Genomic DNA, 23,299 nt, shown 5'->3' with positions numbered 1-23,299 from the left:
GAGGCTGGATCAGGGGTAAAAACTGGCGTGGCCTTCCAGTGCCGTAGCCAACATATTTTCATACTTGCCGCGGGGAACATCAATCGCACCGAAGCGCTTCAGATGTTCTGTCGTAAATTGCGTGTCGAGCATAATGAAGCCGCGCGCGTTAAGCCGGTTTACCAGATGGACGAGGCAGATTTTGGAGGCATCGGTTTCTTTGGAAAACATGCTTTCTCCAAAAAATGTCCTTCCCAGCGAAACACCATAGAGACCGCCAACGAGATGATCGTCGCGCCAAGCCTCGACCGAATGGCAGTGGCCCAGAGCGTGTAACTGGATGTAGGCGTCACGGATAGGCGCATTGATCCAGGTGGAATTGCGTTCTTCACGCCTTTCCGCGCAGGCGTCGATGGTCGCCTCGAAATCGAAATTGAAGCGGATGTCGAAAAACTTCTTCCTCATTGCCTTGGCAAGGCTCTTCGGGATGTGGAAAGTATCCAGTGGGATCAGACCACGCATTTCGGGGCGCACCCAAAAAACTTCCGGGTCTGACGCGCTCTCCGCCATGGGAAAGACGCCCGAAGCATAGGCCTTGAGCAACAGGTCGGTTGGTATGCGAAATCCTGGAGCGTAGGGACGGGTCATCACGCCCCGGTGCTCACTCGGGTGCTGCGAGATGCTTTTCGAGCCAATGAATATCATAGTCGCCATTGGCAATATCGGCGTTGCTGACCAGATCACGGAACAATGGCAATGTCGTATTGATGCCATCAACTACAAACTCGTCAAGCGCCCGTCGCAACCGCATCATGCATTCGACGCGGTTGCGCCCATGCACGATCAGCTTTCCGATCAGGCTGTCATAATAGGGCGGGATCTTGTAGCCGGAATAGACACCTGAATCGACACGAATGCCCAAACCACCTGGCGTGTGGAAATGTGTGATCGTACCAGGCGAGGGGGTAAAGGTTCGCGGATCTTCCGCATTGATGCGGCATTCAATGGCGTGGCCCTGGAAATGAATGTCTTCCTGTTTGACCGAAAGGCCGGCACCGGAAGCAACCCGGATCTGCTCATGCACCAGATCAATGTTGGTAATTGCCTCCGTCACGGGGTGTTCAACTTGCAGGCGGGTATTCATTTCGATGAAATAGAATTCACCATTCTCATAGAGAAATTCGATGGTGCCAGCCCCGGAATAACCGAGATTGGCAACTGCATTGGCGCATATCTCACCGATACGGGTGCGCTCCGCTTCGTTAAGGGCAGGTGAGTTTGCTTCTTCCCATACCTTCTGGTGACGCCGCTGCAACGAGCAGTCGCGTTCACCGAGATGTATGCCATTGCCTGCTCCGTCACCGAAAACCTGGAGTTCGATATGGCGCGGCTTTTGCAAATACTTTTCAATGTAAACGGCGTCGTCACCAAAGGCTGCGCCCGCTTCTGAACGCGCGGTGCCAAGCGCAACTTCGAGGTCGGCCTCGCTGTTTGCCACTTTCATGCCACGACCGCCGCCGCCGGCCGACGCCTTGATGATGACCGGGTAGCCGATCTCGGAAGCAATGCGTTTGGCGTCCGCCTGATCCGTTACCGCGCCGTCTGAGCCGGGGACAACTGGAATGCCAAGGCGAATTGCCGTGCGCTTGGCTTCGATCTTGTCGCCCATGAGCCGGATATGGTCACCCGAAGGGCCGATAAAGGTAATGTTGTGAGCGGCGAGAATATCTGCGAATTTGGCGTTTTCCGACAGGAAGCCATAGCCTGGATGAACAGCGTCTGCTCCGGTGATCTCGCAGGCGGCGACAATCTGGTGAATGTTGAGATAGCTATCGCGTGAGGGTGGCGGGCCGATGCACACACTTTCGTCTGCAAGGCGAACATGCATGGCATCAGCGTCTGCGGTCGAGTGGACGACCACGGTCTGAATGCCGAGTTCCTTGCAGGCTCTGAGAACCCGAAGCGCGATTTCGCCACGATTGGCGATGAGTACTTTCTGAAACATCCTTGGCCGGCCTATTCGATCACGACAAGCGGCATGCCGAATTCGACCGGCTGTGCGTCTTCGATCAGAATTGCGGTCACTTTACCAGCGCGCGGTGAAGGAATCTGGTTCATCGTCTTCATCGCCTCAATGATAAGCAGGGTCTGGCCTTCCTTGACCACCTGACCGATCTCGATGAATGCCTTGGTGTCGGGCGACGGTGCCAGATAGGCAGTCCCGACCATCGGTGAAGGCACGGCGTTCTTCGAAGGTTCATCAGACACGACAGCGGGAGATGGAGCGGTCGGCGCGCCAGACTGTGGAGCGGGCGGAGCGAAGCTTGGCTGCGCATAGGCCTGAACCTGCGGAGCTTGTCGCGAAACCCGCAGCTTCAGGTCACCGAACTCGACTTCGATCTCGGTCAGGTTGGTGTCGTTCAGTATACCCGCCAGATCGCGGATCAACTCCTGGTCAACACCGGTTTTCTTCGTTGTCATCGTTGAGCCTTCTTCTTGAAATCGCCGCTCAAAATTTGGCGGCAAGCGCCTGCAGCGCCAGTGTGTAACCGAGCGGACCGAAGCCGCAAATCATACCTAGTGCGTGAGGCGCTACCTTGGAAACATGACGAAACGGTTCCCGCGCATGGATATTCGACAAATGCACCTCAACGACTGGCAAGGGCGCTGCTGCCCGGATGGCATCGTGAATGGCGATTGAGGTGTGGGTATAGGCCCCGGCATTGAGAACAATTCCGTCAGCCGTGCCCGATGCTTCCTGTATCCAGTCGACGATATCGCCCTCATGATTGGATTGGCGAAAGTCGACCTCTATCCCCAGCTTCGCAGCGGCCTCATGGCAGTCGCCCGAAATATCTTCAAGCGTTTTTGTGCCATAGATCGACGGCTCGCGCGTGCCGAGCATATTGAGGTTGGGACCGTTCAGAACGAAAACCGTTTTCAAAAATGCCGACCTTTCCACGCGCCGGATTCAGATCGACGCGCCGGACCTTCTATAATGGGCATAAACGGCTGCGAAAAGAGCGCAAGTGCGTTCTTTTCCTGTCCACAGCGCACCAACGCAGGATTGAGATCAAAAACGCCTCAAAGTTCGGCTTTCGCTGCCGCGATTTTTTCCGCCAGAACCTTCTGGCCGAGTGCGCCGAATACAACCTCGTTGCCGATGACATAGGATGGCGTGCCCGTGATCGCCAATTTGTTGGCGAGGTCGTAGGTTCTTCCAAAGGCTTCGATGATTGAGGGGTCTTTCATCGCCTCACGCAATTTTGCCTCATCGGCACCCAGTGACAGCGCGACCTTGATAGCCGACGCCTCGTTGGCACGGCCTTGGCCACCCAGCAATTCATCATGGAAAGCACCATATTGTTCGGGCATCAATTTGTGGAAGGCCATTGAAACCACACTCGCCTTTTGCGACTCAGGACCAAGAATTGGAAATTCCTTGAGTACGAACCGCAAATCCGGGTCTGCCTTGGTCAGTGCGTGCATGTCCTCAATTGCCCGTTTGCAGAAGCCGCAATTATAGTCGTAGAACTCGACGACCGTGACCTTGCCGTCAGGGTTACCGACAATGCCATCGAAGGCCGAATTGAAAATCTCGTCCTTATTGTCGGTGATGGCACCGAGATGAGCAATGCGTTGCTCTTCTTCCTGCTTGGCTTGGAGCGCAGTTTGAACCTCCAGCAGGATTTCCGGGTTTTTCAACAGATAGTCGCGCACAATAGCTTCGACTTGCGCGCGGTCGATTTTGGTGTCGGCAGATGCTGTCCGGACAACCGCCGCCGTGTTCTCGGCTTTGGCTATCTGAGGTGTGCCGGCGACGAAGCCGAACACAAGCATAGCCAGTGCAGCAGTCGCGCTAGCGGCGCTCAGCAAAATTGCCTTGTTCATCATCGTCTATCCTCTCGCATGTTCGATTGGGCCGCAGTGTGGCCCAAAAAATTCATTTTTTCTTGGCTGACGTGCCGTAATTTATGATGTCTTGCGCACGAAGCCAGTCCGGGCTGCCGCGCTTCAGTTTTTTTGCGAGCGCATCGCGAAAATCTTGGCATCTTGATAGGCACCGGAATAGAAATGGCCCTCGGCTGTAGCCAGATCGGCATCCGGTATGTTTCCAAGCATACCATAGGCTTGCGCGAGATACCGGTAGCCCGAAACATTTTCCCGATCACGCGCAATTCCCTTGGTGATGGCACCAACGGCCTCCTTCAAGGAACCCGGTGTTCCCATCGCCAGCAAGGCCTGACCGTAGGATACCATCAGCAATCCCGATTTTGCCGGGTCAAGCTTGACCGCTCTGGCATAGGCTTTCGCCGCGTCATTTGGGCGGTTGGCCTTCATCATGATGTCGCCGCGCAATTCCTGAAAGTAGGGGTTTTTGGGGTGCTGCTTGATCAGGGCATCAGTCTTTGCCTGAGCCGAGCGCAAGCTGCCATAGAGATATGTTGCCTGTGCATCGCCATATTTGGTGGCAATGCCGGTCGATATCTTGCGCATCAGGCGCGAAGCTGCGGATTGACCTTGCGTGTAAACGGCAATTTTCACCCGCATCATGTCGTGTCGTTGCTGAAGGGCGGCCGAGTCGGTCTTGTCGACATAGGGGCTTTTTTGAACCAGCGTCTGGAGGTTTGCTATACGCTCCCGCGGCATCGGATGGCTGATCTTGTAAGGATCGACTTGTGTGCCCGACAGCGACAAAGCGCTTTGAAAACGCTGAAACGTCTTCAGCATGCCTTTGCCCGATTGATGAGTGGCGTTGAGATAGGTAATTGCTGAGCGGTCAGCGGTTATTTCCTCACCACGCTGATAGGTGAGCAGGGTGCGCCGGGCAAACTCGCCACCGCCGGTGGCAAGCCCCATTCCCGCGCCCGCAAGACCACGGCTGTTGGTTGTGGCACCCGCAACCATGGCGCCTGCACCAAGAAGACCGGCAACGATGGCCATCGTCTTGGCTCGTTCAAGCTGGTCGCGCAGTTTTTGTTGGTGGCCACCGGCCAGATGACCGCATTCATGCGCGATAACACCTATAATCTCGTTCGGCGTTTCCGCCTCCATCAGCGCGCCGGTATTGATAAACAGACGCCGGCCAGCCACAAATGCGTTAAAGCTCGGATCATTGACCAGTACGATCTGGATTCCCGCATTCGAGAGGCCCGCTGCCTTGAAAATGGGCCGCGCATAGTCGCGCACCAGTGCTTCTATCTCTGCATCGCGCACGACAGGCACATTTTGTGCAAACGACACGGCAGTCGCCGCTATCGTCAACGTCAGTGCGAGCAAAGCCGCGACCAGCGCGCGCGCAGTCCTTGTTATCGTTGAAACGGGGCGTGACATGTTCAACATGGTGCCTCCACTGGTAGCCGAGCCTGCGGTTGATGAAAAGCCAATCCAGACAACTTCATGAACTTGTGATCCTCATACCAATCGGGCATTTGTGCGGCGCAGCCTGTCAAAATTGGCAAGGGATGAGGTAAAATGAGTGTTTCACTTTCGCAACGCAGTGCGGTCGAGCCATTCCACGCCATGGATATTCTGGCTGAAGCAAATCGGCTGAAGGCACTTGGCACCCCCGTCATCTCGATGGCGGTCGGTCAGCCTTCGGACCCTGCACCCGCTGGCGTGCGCGATGCCGCGGTTGCTGCTCTGGCCGTTGGCAAGATCGGCTATACCGATGCCCTCGGGCTTGCCGAATTGCGCAAGGCTATCGCAGCCCATTACACCGATCACTATGGCATCGACGTCGCACCAAGCCGCATCGCCGTTACAACGGGGTCTTCTGCCGCCTTCAATCTTGCCTTCCTCGCAATGTTTGATGTTGGTGATCGAGTAGCAATCGCAGCCCCTGGCTATCCTGCTTATCGCAACATCATGACCGCCCTTGGTATCGAAATTGTCGAGATCGAACTCGACGGTGCGCCTTATCTGGACGCAAGCCATCTGAAGGTCGCCCACGGGGTCAAGCCATTGAAAGGCGTACTGTTTGCCAGCCCCGCCAACCCGACGGGCGCAGTCATTCCCGCACCGGAATTGTCGGATCTGATAAAGACCGCCAGCGAACTCGGCATAGCTGTCATATCTGACGAGATTTATCATCGGCTCGCCTATAACGCCCCCGACGCCACGGCCTTGGCCTATGATCATGACGTAACGATCGTGAATTCGTTCTCGAAATATTATTGTATGACTGGCTGGCGCATCGGCTGGATGGTGCTTCCTGAAAAACTGGTGCGGCCCGTCGAGCGAATAGCGCAAAGCCTTTACATTTCAGCACCGGAATTGTCGCAGATCGCCGCCATTGAGGCTTTCAAGGCAACCGAGGAATTAGAAGCGGTGAAGGCGCGCTATGCAGGCAATAGAAAATTGCTGATGAAGCGTTTGCCCGAATTGGGTTTTTCATTGGCGGCCCCCATGGACGGCGCTTTTTATGCCTTTTGCGATGTAACGAAGCTGACCAATGACAGTATGGCGTTTGCGCAAAGCATGCTGGCGCAGGCCCATGTGGCTGCAACACCGGGGCGCGATTTCGATCCGCTGCAAGGTCACCGCACCATGCGCTTTTCTTATGCTGGCAGCCACGATGATATGGTCGAAGCTTTGGCGCGGATAGAAAACTGGTTGAAATAAAGCAATTCCAGGAAAAGTGGTTTGCGGTTTTCCGTCCGGAATTGCGAAAAACCGACACAATTCCAGGAAAAGTGGCCCCCGGTTTTCCGCCCAATGCTCAAACGGCACATGCAAACACGGCGTGAGCATGGTGCGTTTTGATATCGGATGCTACAACGGAAAATCCCGCGTCGCCTTTTCATGACGGCGCGGGATTCAATTTATCCGGAAATTATCGTATCTATCTGTAAATCCTAGAAAAATCCTTTTCTCTGCCACCAGCCAGCGCGTTTAGGCTTGTCTTCCACCTCTGGCATTGGTTCCGTCGCCTCCGTGGCAATGGTGGACGATACGACCGGCTCCGCTAACACCTTCGTCGCAGCGGCCTTGCGTCTCGGGGCACGCGGTTTTGCAGGCTTCTTCTCCGCAGCCTTTTTCGCCGGCGCGTCCGCCTCCACCGCGACCTCAATAGGTGCGGTGTTGGCTGGTGCGTCCGCGACCGTTTCGGAAGCCTTGACGGCTGCCTTCTTCGGCTTTGCGGCACGACGTGGCTTCTTTGGTTTTTCCGCGACAGGATTGTCGTCATTTGCCGGTTCGGCTGCCTGTTTCGCATCGTTCACCACCATCTCGGTGGCTGTGTCCTGCGCGACAGGCTCGGCTTGCGGCTTGACGCTCGTCTCTGACTCGGAGTCCGATGCAACACTCACTTCCGGTTCGGCTTGCGACGCACCGCTGGCTTCCAACTGGGCATCGTCATCGCGCTTGTTACGTTTGCCACCCCGCTTGCCGCGTCTGCGCTTCTTGCCTTGACCATCGTCTGGTGTCTCATCACTGGCAGAGGCCATCTCGCCATCCGTCTGCGCCGCGCCTTGGTCGTTGGCTTCGCTGGAATCAATGGGCGCGCTAGATGTAACAATACCGTCTGCCTGCTCCGTTGCGCCGTTCTCGCGGTCCTTGCCCCCACGCCGCCGCCGCCGCCTGCGCCGTTTGCGGTCGCGCTGGCCCTCGCCACCGTCCTCGGAATGCTGGTGGCCCGATTGCGCTTGCCCGGCCTCGCTGGTCTCTTCCTCCTCGACGACAATCTCGTCATCCGGTTCGTCGGGTTCGACATAGGCGGGTGCAGGGCGTGCCTCAACAAAGCCTTCCGGCTTTTCGGCGATGACGCCGCGGGCAATCGCATAGTGCTGAAGACCAACGGTTTCGTCGGATTCGATGGTGATGGTCACTCCGAAACGGCCTTCGAGTTCCACGAGCGTGCTGCGCTTGTGGTTGAGCACGTAAAGCGCTGTCGCCCCCAGAGTGCGAACAGTGATGTGATTGCGGGAATCCTTGAGAAGAAATTCCTCGATTGCACGCACAACCATAAGCGCGACGGAAGAATCGGAGCGAACATGGCCGGTTCCGCTGCAATTCGGGCAGGGCTTCATCGTCGATTCCAGAACGCTGGCACGGATGCGCTGGCGCGACATCTCCATCAGTCCGAAATGTGAAATGCGCCCGACCTGAATGCGCGCACGATCATTCTTGAGATGGTCCTTGAGGCGTTTTTCGACCGCACGATTGTTGCGGTTTTCCTCCATGTCGATGAAGTCGATGACGATCAGGCCGGCAAGATCGCGCAATCGGAGTTGACGGGCGACTTCTTCGGCAGCCTCGAGATTGGTGTGGAGCGCCGTTTCCTCGATTGAATGCTCTTTGGTGGAGCGCCCGGAATTGACGTCGATGGCGACAAGCGCTTCGGTCTGGTTGATGATGATATAGCCACCGCTCTTCAAGGTGACTTGTGGCTGAATCATGCGATCGAGTTGCGCTTCAATGCCGGAACGAACGAAGATCGGCGTAATGTCGCGATAAGGTTGCACCACCTTGGCGTGGCTGGGCATCAGCATCCGCATGAAGTCCTTCGCCTCGCGGTAACCTTCGTCGCCGGAGACAAGAACTTCGTCGATGTCCTTGTTGTAAAGGTCGCGCACCGACCTCTTGATGAGCGAGCCTTCCTCATAGACGAGGGCAGGGGCCGACGACTGCAAGGTGAGGTTGCGGACATTTTCCCACAGGCGCATCAAATATTCATAGTCGCGCTTGATTTCGGCCTTGGTGCGGCTTTCGCCGGCCGTGCGCAAAATCACGCCCATGCCCTGCGGAACTTCCAGGTCGGCAACGACTTCTTTCAAGCGCTTGCGATCTTGCACATTGGTGATCTTGCGCGAAATGCCACCACCGCGCGCCGTATTGGGCATCAGGACCGAATAGCGGCCGGCAAGTGACAGATATGTGGTGATCGCTGCACCTTTGTTGCCGCGCTCTTCCTTGACGACCTGCACCAGAAGAATCTGGCGGCGCTTGATGACTTCCTGAATCTTGTATTGGCGGCGCACCGGCTTGCGGCGGTTGCGCACTTCTTCCAATGCATCCTCGGCACCCACGGACTCGACATCGTGATCATCTGAGTCATGATCATCTGCGTCGGCATCGTTTGGCTTGCGAGGGGCTGGATCGCGATCGTCCGATTGCGAGACATGCACCTCAACGGCGGTGCCGTGTTCCTCGTCTTCGGAGGTGATTTCGGCGACTGATTCGGAAGGTGGAGCGGGTTCTGAAATTACATCCGCATCAACGCTGGCCGCAATCGACTTGGGCTCGCCTGCATCGGGGGCAACGTTTTCGTCGGTGGATTGCTCCTCTTCGGATGCGGGCACGATTTCCGCATCATCGGTTGCTTCCACCAAAGCATCGCCGTTGTCCGCGGCGAGGTCGGGCTTGTCGCCTTCAACGTTTTCGTTCGTGGCGTTGTCTTCACCAGGCTCGTCGGAACTTGCCGCATCGCGCTTGTGTTCGCCACGCTCGCGGCCTTTTCCACCGCGCCTGCGACCACGCCGTCCGCGGCCGCGTTCCTGGTGATCCTCGTTGTCCTCGTCTTCTTCTTCCTGAGCCTCCTGGGCTTCGGCATGAAGCAGCGCCTGACGGTCTGCGACGGGAATTTGATAGTAGTCTGGATGTATTTCGCTAAATGCCAGGAAACCGTGACGATTTCCGCCATACTCGACGAAGGCAGCCTGAAGGGATGGTTCTACGCGCGTTACTCTGGCGAGATAGATGTTTCCTTTGAGTTGCTTCTTGTCCTGGGATTCAAAGTCGAATTCTTCAATACGGTTGCCGCGAACCACGACAACGCGGGTTTCCTCCGGGTGGGAGGCGTCTATTAGCATTTTGTTGGGCATTATTTCGTTTCCCCCGGCAGCCGCCAACCGCAGCGGGCGTCGCAACGCATGCTGGTTTTGGTGTGGGTGGGTCAGGGTGCCGGACAATTGAATATCCCCTGGTCGCAGCCGGAGCGCAAAGGCGGTGCCGCCCGCAGCCGAAGTGGCGCGGTTGTTTGCGGACCTTTCCCAGATAGCGCTCGAGAGCATCGTGACTCAGTGAACCTCAAATTTTGAACCAAAGCCCGGAAAAACCGGACCAGCTTGTTTGCTCGTACAGAGCCAGCCTGAGAATGTCTCATGCCGTTTTATTCACGCAGGCGCATCCCCCGCCACGGGCGCACACCTGCGAAATTCGTCGCGATTATCCACAATCTGTGTCGCTGGGTGCGAGGAAGCCGCCTTGCCATGTGCAGATGTAACCTGCAGTGGCATCCGGTTCCAGGATTGTGGTAATCCACTGTCGCTTTTATGATTTGACGCCATGGAAGGCAACCCTGTTTTCTGCCGCCGGCAAAGCGTGGTGTCGTCGGCTCACGTCATTGGCAAGGCTTGATTAACCTTATCTGGATACGAATTATTAATCGGACGCCCTTCAACGGCTTGTCCAGTGGTCGGCACGACAACGATAACAGACTGGAAATGCTGGAATTTTAGATGGAGCTGAGAGCGATCATACCCAATGGTATCTGGCGACCGGGTCTTGTCGTTTTGCTTTTTGCACCTTTTTTGCCTCATTGCTTCATTTACCGGCCTCGTTTGCGGCTGAGCAGCCAATTCACGCCCATGCTTACCGGATGGCAGGCGATGCCACAAAGATGCGAGTTGTGTTGAATTTCGACCGTGAACCAGATTTGAGATGGTTTCTTCTGCGTGCCCCAAACCGTCTGGTCATCGACCTTCCAGATACGAAAATCTCCATTGAACCCAAGGATTTGAAGGCAAAGGGGTTGGTGAAGAATATTCGTTACGGCACTCTGGAAAACGGGACTTCGCGGCTAATTTTAACCGGCAAGGGGCCGTTTCTCGTTGATCGGCTGGACATTTTGAAGAATGACGATGAGACCGGCTTCCGAGTTGTTGCCGATATATCGGCGGCATCGGAACGTGAGTTTGACGAAGCCCTTTCGATACAGGCTGAAACAACCGGTTCAACCGTGTCTACGGACAAGAGTGACCGGGTCAGCAAGTTCCCGCTCCACCGTTTTACGGTGGTGATTGATCCTGGTCATGGTGGGTTCGACGGTGGTGCGGAAAGTCCTGAAGGGACGATAGAAAAGAACGTAACGCTGGCATTTTCGAAGGAACTGAGGGATCGGCTTCTGGCAAGCGGCGCATACGACGTGTTCCTGACACGCGACGATGATACTTTCCTGCGCCTGGACGATCGGGTGCGCATCGCGCGCCAGCACGAAGCCGATCTGTTCATTTCCATCCATGCTGACACGATCAATCTAAAAGGCATTCGCGGCGCAACGGTTTACACCGTTTCGGACAAGGCATCCGACGCTGCCGCAAAAGCCCTTGCCGACCGGGAAAACCTCTCCGACCAGCTTGCTGGCATCGAAGTGGAGGCGGACAATCCGGAGGTGACCGATATTCTGATCGATCTCATCCGGCGCGAAACCCATTCCTTTTCCATGAGTTTTGCCAACACATTGGTCGATCAGCTTTCAACGACAGTCGGTCTTATCAACAACCCCCATCGCTTCGCGGGGTTCAGGGTTTTGAAGGCACCGGATGTTCCGTCCGTGCTGGTCGAACTCGGCTATTTGTCGAACCCGAAGGACGAAGCGCAACTGGTCGATCCCGGTTGGCGCCGCAAGGCCGCCGAATGCATAACAAAAGCGGTCGCCCTGTTCGCATCGGCCAAAGCGGCGGCGGGAGGCTAGTCGTCGGGAATGTTTGAACATTATTCACCGAAACGTGGCGCAAGTGACAACCAGAAGCAGCACCCATGTTACTCGAGTTGCAAAATTGTCGGATTTGCACGGAGGTAAATCGGGTATTGCCGTATTTTATCCACATCAGCGCGACAAGGGTTCTATATTGCAGTCTGGGGCTGCTTCAACGCCTTGCGCGCAAAGCTGTGTGGTTTAGGGAATTCCCAGATCTTCGAGTGGAGCAAGTATGATTCGGCTTATTGGCTATTTTTTTGGCATTGGAACCATGCTTGCCCTTGTGGTGGCTGGGGCTGTTGCGGTCTACATTGGCCAATTGACCAAGGAACTGCCCGACTACGAGGTGCTGTCAAAATATGAGCCGCCGGTAACGACGCGCATTCATGCTTCGGACGGGTCGTTGATGGCAGAATATGCCCATGAGCGCAGGCTTTACCTGCCGATCCAGGCTGTTCCAGATCGCGTCAAGGCAGCATTTTTGTCCGCTGAAGACAAGAATTTTTACAATCATCCCGGCATTGACTTCATCGGGCTTGGCCGCGCAATCGTCACCAACTTGCAAAATCTTGGCACCGGACGTCGTCAGGTTGGCGCTTCCACCATTACACAACAGGTGGCCAAGAACTTTCTTCTCAGTTCCGACCAGACCTACAAACGCAAGATCAAGGAATTGATTCTGGCCTTTCGAATTGAGCAGGCATATTCGAAAGACAGAATTCTTGAGCTCTACCTGAACGAGATTTTCTTCGGACTTGGCTCTTATGGTGTCGCGGGCGCTGCGCTGACTTATTTTGACAAGTCGGTCAACGAACTGACTGTGGCCGAAGCCGCTTATCTGGCGGCACTGCCAAAGGGGCCATCCAATTACCACCCCTTCAGGCATACAGATCGCGCAATCACGCGGCGCAACTGGGTCATAGATCAGATGGTCGAGAACGGCTACGTGACCCGTGAAGAAGGCGACAAGGCCAAGGCGAAATCGCTTGGCGTGAAGCCTCGCAGAAACGGCACATATCTGTTTGCCGGCGAGTATTTCACCGAGGAAGTTCGTCGCGAGATTATTGCGCGCTATGGCAACAACGCGCTCTACGAAGGCGGGCTTTCGGTCCGCACCACACTTGACCCGAAGATGCAGCGAATGGCGCGAACCGCCATGCAGAACGGTCTCATCAAATATGACACGCTGCGCGGGTATCGCGGGCCGGTGACGTCCATTGACGTGTCAGGCGACTGGGGTGTGCCGCTGGGCAAGGTCAAGGGGATGAGCGACGTACCCGAATGGAAGATCGCCGTGGTTCTGGAGAGTTCCGACGAGGGTCTTTCCATCGGCTTGCGCCCGGATAGGCAAGATTCAGGCGAGTTGGTCAAGGAACGTGTCACAGCCACCGTTACCAAAGCTAACATGAGCTTTGCGATGCGCCACATCGTGAAAGGCAAGACCCTCAAGGCAAAGTCTCCTGCAGATGTGCTCAAAGTGGGCGATGTCATCTATGTGGAGAAAAAGGACGGCGCCTACATTCTGCGCCAGATACCTGAGGTGGAAGGCGGCATGATTGCGATGGACCCGCATACAGGCCGTGTCCTGGCCATGGTTGGCGGGTTCTCCTATGCTAAATCGGAATTCAACCGCGCCACGCAGGCGATGCGCCAGCCAGGCTCGTCATTCAAGCCGATCGTCTATTCGGCTGCGCTGGACAATGGCTACACGCCCGCATCAGTCATCATGGATGGCCCTATTACCATCCAGAGCGGCAACACGACATGGACGCCGAAGAACTATGATGGCCGCTCAGCCGGGCCATCAACCTTGCGCAATGGTATCGAACGATCGCGAAACCTGATGACGGTGCGGCTTGCCAATGACATGGGCATGAAACTGGTTGTCGAATATGCCGAACGTTTTGGCGTTTACGACCATCTGGCACCATACCTGCCGATGGCTCTGGGATCAGGCGAAACGACTGTCATGCGCATGGTCTCGGCTTTTGCGATTATGGCCAATGGCGGCTTGTCCATCAAACCGTCATTGATCGACCGGATACAGGACCGCTACGGCAAGACTGTCTTCAAACACGATGAGCGCAGTTGCGAAGGCTGCAATGCGACCGAATGGAAGAATCAGCCGGAGCCGGTATTGGTCGACCATTCCGAACAGGTGCTGGATTCGATGACCGCCTACCAGATCACCTCGATGATGGAGGGCGTCGTTCAGCGCGGCACCGGCAGAACCGTCGCCGAACTCGGACGCCATATTGCGGGCAAGACCGGAACGACAAACGACGAAAAGGACGCTTGGTTCATCGGCTATACGCCTAACCTCGTGGTTGGTCTTTATCTTGGCTACGACACGCCGAGAGGGCTTGGTCATGGTGCGACGGGTGGTGGCCTTGCCGCGCCCATCTTCAAGAATTTCATGCGCGTGGCATTGGATGGAACACCCAATGTCGACTTCAAGGTGCCCGAGGGGATGAGCCTCATTCCCATCAATCGCAAAACCGGCATGCGAGCGAACAAGGGTGATCCAAATACCATCATTGAAGCCTTTAAGCCCGGCACTGGTCCAGCCGACTCCTATTGGGTGATCGGCATGGACGACAACAGCGTCGGACAAGTCGGCGGTGCATTGTCGCCACAGGCCAACCAGGCCATCCAGACAGGTGGCGGCGGTCTTTACTGAGGCCGCGCCACTGAACTTTCGGAAGCCGCCGGGCTGACCGTTTTGCCTTTACAGCCAGCTTAAGCGTGCCTATGTATCGCGCCGACTGAAACGATATCCCGTCAATATACAGGAAGAAACGGCCAGCCATGCGCGCGGAAACGCAGAATGTTGTCGATGAGATCAGGCAGGCGATAACCCTGCTGAGGAGGCATCTTTGACTGGGATCAAGCCATAAAGCGGCTGGAATATCTCAACAATCTTGCTGAGGACGGCAATCTTTGGAACGATCCGCTGGAAGCTCAAAAGCTGATGCGTGAGCGACAAAGCCTCGAGGAAGGCATTGCTGCGGTCAAGAATCTCACCCAGTCGCTCGAAGACAATCTCGGCCTTATCGAACTCGGTGAGGAAGAAGGAGATGAAGGCGTCATCAGCGAGGCGGAGGACGCATTGCATTCAATGCGTGGCGAGGTCAAGGCGCGTCAGGTGGAAACACTACTATCCGGCGAAGCCGATTCCAACGACACATATCTCGAAATTCACGCCGGTGCGGGCGGCACGGAAAGCCAGGATTGGGCTTCGATGCTGTTGCGCATGTATACGCGCTGGGCAGAGCGGCGGCGTTTCAAGGTCGAAGTTCTGGAAGTGCATGATGGCGAAGAAGCGGGAATCAAATCCGCGACCCTGCTGATCAAGGGGCACAATGCCTATGGTTGGATGAAAACGGAATCCGGCGTTCACCGGTTGGTGCGTATTTCGCCTTATGACAGCAATGCTCGCCGCCACACCTCATTCGCCAGCGTTTGGGTCTATCCCGTCGTCGATGATTCGATTGAGATAGATGTTTCCGAATCCGATGTGAGGATTGATACCTACCGGGCATCAGGCTCCGGTGGGCAGCACATCAACACTACCGATTCGGCCGTGCGCATTACGCATATTGAAAGCGGTATTGCCGTGGCCTGCCAGGCGGAACGTTCTCAACACAAAAACCGCGCAAAAGCATGGGAAATGCTGCGCTCGCGCCTCTATGAAGAGGAATTGAAGAAGCGCGAAGCTGCCGCCAACGCAACGGAAGCCACGAAAAGCGAGATAGGTTGGGGCCATCAGATACGCTCTTACGTGCTCCAGCCCTACCAGTTGGTGAAGGATTTGCGCACCGGCACAGAGAGCACCAGCCCGTCAAACGTGCTCGACGGCGATCTCGATGATTTCATGGAAGCATCGTTGTCTCAACGCATCGAGGGTGGTTCGGGCGAAGCTGTCGCCGATCTCGACTGAGGATGACATGATAGCATGACGACCTGTCGGGTAGAGGTGCAATCGAGGAACACGCATGCTTGAAGCACCACCGCGCGACCCGATTATTCTCGGACCCGAACAGGGCAGACACTACCAATGCGGGCCCATGAACGCGGTGTTCAAGGCCGATGGTGCGCAAACGCAGGATTGCTACTCAGTCTCCGAATGGTGGCTCGAACCCAATTCGAAAGGGCCTGGCGCACACTCGCATGAAGACAACGACGAGTTATTCTTTGTCATAGCCGGCAGACCAAGCATTCTTGTTGGCGATACGTGGCATTGCGTGGAGCAGGGATCGTTCGTCATGGTGCCCGCCACCGTCACGCATGACTTTGAGAACCGGACCGATGAGCGTGCGGGGTTGTTGAACGTGTTTATCCCTGGCGGTTTCGAAAAGATGATGCCGTCAATCGTGGAATGGTTTGCCAAAAATTGAGTTGTGCGCATCGCCATCATCTTGTGGACAAAATGCGCGGATGGGGATGAAGTTCAGTAGAAAACAGGGCGCGAAAAGCATTGTAAGCTTGGGTAAGGACCGCATTTCGCCGTATTCTGTGCTACATGTCAGCCGAAGGGTGACTCTATGCCTCGCGTGCGAGGCACCAATTTGAGAGGGATAGTTTCGATGAAGAAATCCGTGATCGCCGCGGTGACGGCCGCAGCACTGTTAAGTGCGTGCACGACCGACCCCTATACTGGCCAACAGAAGGTCTCCAATACGGCTGCCGGTGCAGGAATCGGTGCGCTCGCGGGTGCTGGATTGGGCTTGCTTGCGGGCGGCAATGATCGTCGCAACGCCTTGATCGGAGCCGGCGTTGGTGCGCTGGCCGGCGGTCTGGTCGGCGGCTACATGGACAAGCAGGAAGCAGAACTGCGCGCCCAACTTCAAGGCACGGGCGTCAGTGTAACCCGCTCGGGCGACCAGATCATTTTGAACATGCCATCCAACATTACCTTTGCGACCGATCAGGATAGCGTGAAGCCGGCATTCTACCAGACACTGAATTCGGTATCGCTCGTGCTGAAGAAATTCAACAAGACGACAGTCGATGTTTTCGGCCATACCGACTCGACCGGCAACGATCAGTATAATTTCGATCTATCGCAGCGCCGTGCTTTGTCCGTTGCCAACTATTTATCAGCGCAAGGTATCGATTCGCGCCGCTTCGCGGTCACCGGGTTTGGCGAAACACGGCCGATCGCGACCAATGGAACGGAAGCGGGCAGGGCTGAAAATCGCCGTGTTGAAATCCAGCTTTCGCCGATAACCTGAGTCCATAGCAATTGCAGGAAAAGTGGTTCCCGGTTTTCCGTCCGCAATTGCGCGAACGCAAAAGAATAATTGCAGGAAAAGTGGTTCCCGGTTTTCGGATGAACCGGAAGCTGAATCGAGATGAAAAAAACGCCGTGCGTCTCATCGGACGCACGGCGTTTTAAAGCACATAGCGTCTAAAGGGATTCATGCAGGGTGCTTTAAGCCTTTGTTTTTGCATGTCGTTGTCCCAAAACCGTTGCACACTTTTGGGCGACATGCACTAGACAATATCGCAAACGAAAAAGGGCGGGAAATTCTCCGCCCTTTTTCGTACACCCTACCGCTGCGAAGTCGCCATCCTGCGACGCGGCGTTACAAACTGCTTAGAGCCACTCAGCATTCGATAGAAACACTGAGCGGCTCCAACTATTCATGTTTACGCAATTCCAGATGGAAAACCGCGGTCCGCTTTTCCTGTAATTGCCCTAACGTAGACGCCCGCTTGCATGGGCAAGCATCGTGTAGACCTTGCCGGTATCCGAAGTCAGATAGGTCTGCGTCATGATATTGTCGCGGTCGGTGCGCGACACATCTTTCAACAGCTTCTCGAAATCGTCGCAGTAGCGATCAACGGCAACCCGGAATTCTGGTTCCGTTTGATATTTGCGGCGTATTTCATCGAAGGTCTGCTGGCCTTTCAACGTGTAGAGACGGCGCGTGAACACATCGCGTTCGCCGCTGCGGTAGCGGTTCCACAACTCGATCGAAGCATCGTGGTCAATAGCGCGGGCAATGTCGACCGACAAGGAGTTGAGCGATTCAACGACATGGAGCGGCGACCTCTTTGCCGGAGCCTCGCGTATATCCTCTGCCGGGGCGTGTTTTGCATTGTCGCCGCGCGAGGCACCCGTCAAAAGATCCTGAACCCAGCCACCCTGTGCGGTTCGGGTACCCGCTTCACGAGGCCGCAGAGGTGCTTCTGCCGGCCGCTCTGCTTCCAATGCGCCACGAAGTTGGGTGCCACCTGCGGGAGCTTGTGGAGCCGAACGGACTGGCTGCGTGATGCGTGGGTTCGGATGATCCGCGCTACGAGGGGCAGGTGCAGGCGTGGCCGCTTGTGGAGCCGGCCGAAGATCACGCGGTTCGGCCACATCCACATTGCGCCCCGACTTGGCGACAATATCGGAAAGTTCCTTCAATGCGTTGATCTGCTCAGAAACGGCGCGTCGAATTGCCGTCGTCGATTCCTTTGCCTCTTGCGGCATTTCGACGACGCCTTTCTTCAACTCGGCGCGGGTTAGGTCGAGTTCTCCCTTGATCTCGCTCGTCGTGCGTTTCATTTCCTCGGTGGCGTCGGCAAAGCGCTTGGTCGCCGAATCGATGGCTTCGCTGATGACATTGCGGATCTTGTCCGCCGATTGCAGCGTCTTGCCTTCAGCACCTTGCAGCGTCTGGCCAACCAGCGTCTCGAAGGACCGCATGACTTTTTCGAGGTCTTCCGATTTTTTGACCAGGCCGACGGCGAGATCGTCCAGAGATGACTGACGCTCGAGCGTATGTTCGAGATTGTTTTGCGCAGAACTCAACAACTCAGATGCGCTTGACAGCAATCTGCTGTGTTCATCGAACTTGGTGGCGATGGACGCGACTTCACGCAACGTGGTTGAGGACAATTCGGTGAGGCGGGCCGTATTGGAATCGACCAGTCGCGCCGAGCTTGCAAAGGTTTGGGCTGCCTTGTCTGTGGTGGCGGCGAAACTTTGCGTGCTGCCCTCGAGACGTTCGTCGATCTGGCCGAGATTGGCTGCAGCATGTTCGATGAGATCGTTCAACTGAGTGCTCGACGTGGTCATTCGACCGATCAGGTCGGTGACGTTGTTTGCCAGTGTGGTGTGGGCACCATTTACAGCAGACAGGGTCTCGGCGGTGCGGCTTGCGAGCGCGTCGATCAGTACAGCATTCTCCTGGCGCAACTTCTCGGTTGCACGGTTGGTGGCATCTTCCATGCTGCGCTGCAACTCAGTGCCGCCATCGGCAAAACGCTCGACCAGCGGGCGGGCGGTTTCGTCGAGAATCTTCGAGATATCGGCCGAACGCGCGGCAAGCATTGCGTTAAGTTCACGCGTGTTGGCGCCAATGGTGCGGGCTGCATCATTGGTGCTTTGACCGATGTGCTGGCCAACCGCAGTAAAGGTCTCGGCAATGACATTGGCACGCGAAACGAGTTGGTTCTCAGCTTGAGCAATATGCTCATTGAGCTTCTGTCCCATAGCCTCGGCGGAGTAGGCGATGCGGCCTTCGGCATCGGTCACCTTTTCGCCGACTCTGGATGCGATCGTGTCGGCACTCGCTGTGAGGCGCTCCTCGGCACTGGCAAGGGTCTGCTCGATCTCGCGGGTGCGGGCGGCAAGTTCTTGTCCCGTATGCTCGACACGTTCTGCGACCCGGCGCTCCGTATCGCTAAAAGCGCCGACAATCTGGTTCGTATGCTCACCGATGGTGGAAGCCGTATCGGCGATACGCGACACCATGCGGGTATCGGCATCGTCTAGAACGCGGCCTATTTCCGCAGCGCGGCTGGTCAACGCTTCCGATCCTTCGGCAATGCGTGTCGTTAGCTGCTCGTCGGCCGTATCGAAAATGCGGCCAAGATCCGCAGCGCGTGCTGCCAGTGCCTCTGCGGATTCACCGATCCTGACGCCAAGCCTTTCATCAGCGTTTTCAAAATTGCGCAAGATATCATCAGCACGCACGGCGAGTGACCGCGCCGTCTCAATGGCGCGCGCAGCAAGCTGCTGGTCTGCTGTATTGAATGAATCGACGATCATGTTTGCGCGGGACGCCAATTTCTCCGCGGTTTCTTCAGCCCGTGACAAAAGCACGTTGGAAGTTTCCTGCGCCCGCGTAACCATGCGGCCGTCTGCCTCGTTGAAGGTGTGCGCAATATCTTCAGCCCTGGCAAGCAGCGCCGCCGACGTTTGTTCGGCGCGCTCGGCGATCTTGCGATCAGCGTCGCTAAAAGCGGCACCGGCCTGCTCGTGTAGCGTTGCGGTGACTTCCAGAACCTTTTCACGCAAGGCTCCGGCCACGTAAACCGCGCTTTTTCAAGCGCACCCTTGATATTGTCGACACCAACCGACAGCGCACGCTCCATCGTGCCTGTACGTTCTTCGATCACACCTGTCTGGCGCCCGAACGCCTGTTCGACTTTTTCGACCTCGGCAGCGATGCCTTCGGAAATACGGCCACTGGTAGCTGCGATCTGGCCGATGTGACCACTCACCGCACCATCAATTTCCGCCCGGCTTTCGGCGAGCTTGGCAAGATCGTCTTCGAGCGTTTGAGACAGCGACGACCGATCCTTGGCCAACTTCTCCATATGCTCATGGACAAGCCGGTTGACACTCTGAAGATCACTCTCCAGCGCGTGTGAAAGCTGCGCACGGTCATCTGAGATTTTCTGCGTCTGTTCGGCAATGACGCTTTGCACCACGCCCAGATCGCTTTCCATGGCGCGTTTGAGAATGTCGCGCCCCTCGGCAAGCTTTTCGACCTGACTGGCAACCAGCCCGTCGATGCTCGAACGGCTTTCGGCGAGTTTGGCAAGATCGGCTTCCAGCGCCTGTGACAGGCTGGCGCGGTCCTGCATGAGCTTTTCCGTATGGCCACTGGCCAGTGCGTTGACACTCTTGAGGTCATTTTCCAACGCCTGTGCGAACTGCTCGCGATCATTGGTCAGCCATTGCGACTGGTCGGTGATCACGCCTTTGATAGTGTTCAGGTCGTTTTCGAGCGCCCGCTTGAGAATGTCGCGGCCTTCGGCAAGCTTTTCGACCTGGCCAGCGACGAGACCGTCAATGCTTGAGCGGCTTTCGGCCAGCTTGGCAATATCGTCTTCCAGTGTCCTGGACAGAAGACCACGGTCCTGTGCAAGCTTGTCGGCGTGATCGACGATCAGCTTGTTGATCCCGTTAAGGTCCGAATCCAGGGCTTTGGTGAGGATTTCACGCCCTTCGGTAATTTTCTGAACCTGGCTGGCGACAAGTCCGTCGATGTTTGCGCGCTCTTGCGAAAGCTTGTCGAGGTCGGCTTCGAGCGCACGCGCCAGAATGCTGCGTCCTTCGGCGATTTTGCCGACATGACCGGCAACCATTTCGTCAATGGCTGCGCGCGTCTGGGCCAGCTTGCCCGTGTCTTCTTCCAAAGCTTCGGAAAGGCGTGTCCGGCCTTCTTGCAGCCGTTCGAGGTGGCTACCCAGAGACGTGTCGATGGCTGCGCGCGATTCATTGACCTTGCGCAGATCTTCTTCGAGGGCGCGTGCAATCAAGGCGCGGCCTTCGGCAAGCTTCTGGACCTGATCTGTGACAGCAGTGTCGATGCTGGCGCGTCCTTCGGCGAACTGTGCCAGGTCTTCCTGCAAGGCTGCCGCCATTCGGTCGCGGCTTTCGGCGAGCTTGAGGCTCTGTGCTTCCACCGCCTCCACAATGCCGGAGCGCGCATGCGCAAGCCGCTCGATATCGGCATCGAAAGCGCGCGACACGGTTTCTCGCGAGGCTTCCATGCGGCCGCTGAAATCGATCGCGCGGGCTTCAAGCATGGTTGATGTGGATGTAATGATGTCTGCCATTTCGGCGCCGATCTGGGTCTTGCCCTGATCGATCATGACCGACAATGAATCTTTACCTTGTGAGAACGTGTCGGCGATGTCACGGGCACGTTCCACCAACGTCTCGTTGATCTGGCGTGCACGCTCTTCGAGCGCCGCATTGAGTTTTTGCGTCCCGGTGTCGAGCGCTTCGGCGCGGGTTTGGAACTCGCTGATCAGGCTCTGGCCGCGTTCGGCCAATGTCCGTTCGATATCATTGAGACTTGTTTCGAATTCGGAGCTGAGCGTGCGCGCAGCACCCCGAGCAGCGAAACCATGCCAGCCGTACGATCGTCGAGCAGGTCGGTCAATGAGCGCGTCAATCCGTCGGCGCTGTCGGTCAACTTGGCGATGCGGGTGTCGAGCAGGCTGGCAAAAGCCTCGCCGGAGGTCGAAAGGCGATCGGTAATCGTGTCGAGACGGGTTTCCACGGTATCGAAAATGGAAAGGCTGCTTTCGTTGATGCGATCGATAAGCGTGTCGCCGGAATCGGTGATGGTCATCGAAAGCTTGGACGAAGCGCCAAGAATGTTTTCACGGATAAGATCGCTCGCGGAGCTGATTTCATCGCGCAATGTCTCATGAGCGCCCGAAATCGAGGCTCGAACACGCTCGGCATGGCTGACGACGGCTTCTCGCTCGCTGCCCAGGCCATCGACCAACGAGCGGATGCGGGCTTCGTTCTCCGAATAGGACCGCTCGATCTGATTGACCTCGCTATGGACCAGCGTTTCAAGCTCGACAGCGCGCGCCAGGGTGCGCTCGATGCCTTCGCCCATGGCGGCAACTTCACGGCGCACAGCCTGCCCAATCATCATTACGCGATCCTGGGCGAGGTTTTCCGGCTCCGCGAGGCGCAGGGCCATTTCCGTCATCGACTGCGCGGCAATGCGCATGTCCTGCGCACGACGCACCATTGCGGCGAATGCCCAAAACAGGATGATAGGCAAGACGGTGGCGACAAAGGCACCGATTAGTTCCGGGCGCGCCAATATCTGGTCAATCGAACGAATATTCCAGACATCGGAACCAAAAAGCAGGTTGACCAAGGCAACGGCACCGACGATCCAGGCGATCGAAATAAAGGCGACTATCCAATAAATCGAGTTCGATGCGCGCCGGGCGAGATTGTGCTGTAGCGCTTTGTAGTCTTTTTGGCGGTCGTCATTGGCCGGCGAAAATCCCGCGGGCTTGGCAACGTCGCGCGGTTCCACGGGCCGCAGATCAGCAGGCTTTGCCGGGCTCTCGCTCTTTTGCTGGGGTGCAGCTTTGGCGCCAGCCTGTGCCTTGCTTTCAGACGTCTTGCTTTCTGGCGCCTTGTTTTCAGATGAGCTGGCGCGGGTAAGTTCGTCGGCTGCCTGAGAAATCTGGGCTTCCAGATCTTCCATCGAGGCGGCGATATCGAGGTCCGCATCATCGGCACTCAGATCAAGATCGAGTGCATTTTCGAGTTCCTTGGCGACGTCTTTGTCGAGCGACTTTGCCGTGATCGTTTTCTTGGCCATGCCTTCGCTACCCTGTACTAGCTGCTGCGGAACGCATTGTTGTGGTTCTCGTGCCCCGCGCGTGAGGCTGAAAGTGGACACTTCGTATCGTAATGACACAGGGGGTAAAGAAAACCTGCATTCGGCGCGATACGTAAAACTTTAAATATAAGGTTAACGTGGTCGTGAGTATCAAACTAGCGTCAAATTTCTCAAAGATGACAGATTCTTAGGCCGTTAACGCGATATCCATTCGTCTCGACCATGTTGATGT

The 23,299-nt window shown here is 56.4% G+C and carries 12 protein-coding genes and 2 pseudogenes; 6 read left to right on the top strand and 8 right to left on the bottom strand.

Features of this window, described 5'->3' with window-relative positions; translation table 11 throughout:
* Window positions 1-9: 9 nt before the first annotated feature.
* The 6 genes and pseudogenes from aat to AC0L7S_RS00650 all read right to left on the bottom strand — a co-directional run bounded on the left by aat (window position 10) and on the right by AC0L7S_RS00650 (window position 5,322).
* Window positions 10-627 (bottom strand): leucyl/phenylalanyl-tRNA--protein transferase, encoded by a 618-nt coding sequence (gene aat / locus AC0L7S_RS00675; RefSeq protein WP_473472634.1) that lies wholly within the window; start codon window positions 625-627, stop codon window positions 10-12.
* 13 nt (window positions 628-640) lie between these two features.
* The gene (gene accC, locus AC0L7S_RS00670; RefSeq protein WP_473472633.1) at window positions 641-1,984 is read right to left on the bottom strand and encodes an acetyl-CoA carboxylase biotin carboxylase subunit; all 1,344 of its coding nucleotides are present in this window, start codon (window positions 1,982-1,984) and stop codon (window positions 641-643) included.
* 11 nt (window positions 1,985-1,995) lie between these two features.
* Complete coding sequence (gene accB, locus AC0L7S_RS00665) at window positions 1,996-2,460, bottom strand: acetyl-CoA carboxylase biotin carboxyl carrier protein (RefSeq protein ID WP_473472632.1); 465 nt, start codon at window positions 2,458-2,460, stop codon at window positions 1,996-1,998.
* A 28-nt stretch (window positions 2,461-2,488) separates the two neighbouring features.
* The gene (aroQ, locus tag AC0L7S_RS00660; RefSeq protein WP_473472631.1) at window positions 2,489-2,923 is read right to left on the bottom strand and encodes a type II 3-dehydroquinate dehydratase; all 435 of its coding nucleotides are present in this window, start codon (window positions 2,921-2,923) and stop codon (window positions 2,489-2,491) included.
* A gap of 140 nt (window positions 2,924-3,063) precedes the next feature.
* Window positions 3,064-3,870, bottom strand: coding sequence for a DsbA family protein (locus AC0L7S_RS00655; protein ID WP_473474379.1), 807 nt, complete (start codon window positions 3,868-3,870; stop codon window positions 3,064-3,066).
* Between the two features lie 52 nt (window positions 3,871-3,922).
* Window positions 3,923-5,322: pseudogene (locus tag AC0L7S_RS00650) on the bottom strand (M48 family metalloprotease).
* A gap of 132 nt (window positions 5,323-5,454) precedes the next feature.
* Here AC0L7S_RS00650 and AC0L7S_RS00645 point away from each other — a divergent pair.
* Window positions 5,455-6,603 (top strand): pyridoxal phosphate-dependent aminotransferase, encoded by a 1,149-nt coding sequence (locus tag AC0L7S_RS00645; RefSeq protein WP_473472630.1) that lies wholly within the window; start codon window positions 5,455-5,457, stop codon window positions 6,601-6,603.
* A gap of 233 nt (window positions 6,604-6,836) precedes the next feature.
* Here the strand turns inward: AC0L7S_RS00645 and AC0L7S_RS00640 are convergent, their stop codons facing one another.
* Window positions 6,837-9,803: an Rne/Rng family ribonuclease gene (locus tag AC0L7S_RS00640; RefSeq protein WP_473472629.1), complete on the bottom strand. Its 2,967-nt coding sequence runs from the start codon at window positions 9,801-9,803 to the stop codon at window positions 6,837-6,839.
* A 716-nt stretch (window positions 9,804-10,519) separates the two neighbouring features.
* Here AC0L7S_RS00640 and AC0L7S_RS00635 point away from each other — a divergent pair.
* The 5 genes from AC0L7S_RS00635 (at window position 10,520) to AC0L7S_RS00615 (ending at window position 16,914) form a co-directional block, all read left to right on the top strand.
* Window positions 10,520-11,674, top strand: coding sequence for an N-acetylmuramoyl-L-alanine amidase (locus tag AC0L7S_RS00635; RefSeq protein WP_473472628.1), 1,155 nt, complete (start codon window positions 10,520-10,522; stop codon window positions 11,672-11,674).
* Between the two features lie 238 nt (window positions 11,675-11,912).
* Window positions 11,913-14,360: a penicillin-binding protein 1A gene (locus AC0L7S_RS00630; RefSeq protein WP_473472627.1), complete on the top strand. Its 2,448-nt coding sequence runs from the start codon at window positions 11,913-11,915 to the stop codon at window positions 14,358-14,360.
* Window positions 14,361-14,488: 128 nt separating this feature from the next.
* A protein-coding gene (gene prfB / locus AC0L7S_RS00625; protein ID WP_473472626.1) for a peptide chain release factor 2 occupies window positions 14,489-15,620 on the top strand; the annotation gives its coding sequence in 2 pieces (ribosomal slippage) (window positions 14,489-14,554 and window positions 14,556-15,620; 1,131 coding nt in all).
* A gap of 55 nt (window positions 15,621-15,675) precedes the next feature.
* Window positions 15,676-16,077, top strand: coding sequence for a cupin domain-containing protein (locus tag AC0L7S_RS00620; RefSeq protein WP_473472625.1), 402 nt, complete (start codon window positions 15,676-15,678; stop codon window positions 16,075-16,077).
* Window positions 16,078-16,266: 189 nt separating this feature from the next.
* Complete coding sequence (locus AC0L7S_RS00615) at window positions 16,267-16,914, top strand: YiaD family glycine zipper/OmpA-like lipoprotein (RefSeq protein ID WP_473472624.1); 648 nt, start codon at window positions 16,267-16,269, stop codon at window positions 16,912-16,914.
* A gap of 467 nt (window positions 16,915-17,381) precedes the next feature.
* Here the strand turns inward: AC0L7S_RS00615 and AC0L7S_RS00610 are convergent.
* Window positions 17,382-23,046: pseudogene (locus AC0L7S_RS00610) on the bottom strand (kinesin).
* Window positions 23,047-23,299: the final 253 nt, after the last annotated feature.

The organism is Mesorhizobium sp. G2-6-1 (genome assembly GCF_055809095.1).
Note: the sequence above shows the minus strand (reverse complement) of the source record. Positions and strands in the feature narration are given on the sequence as shown.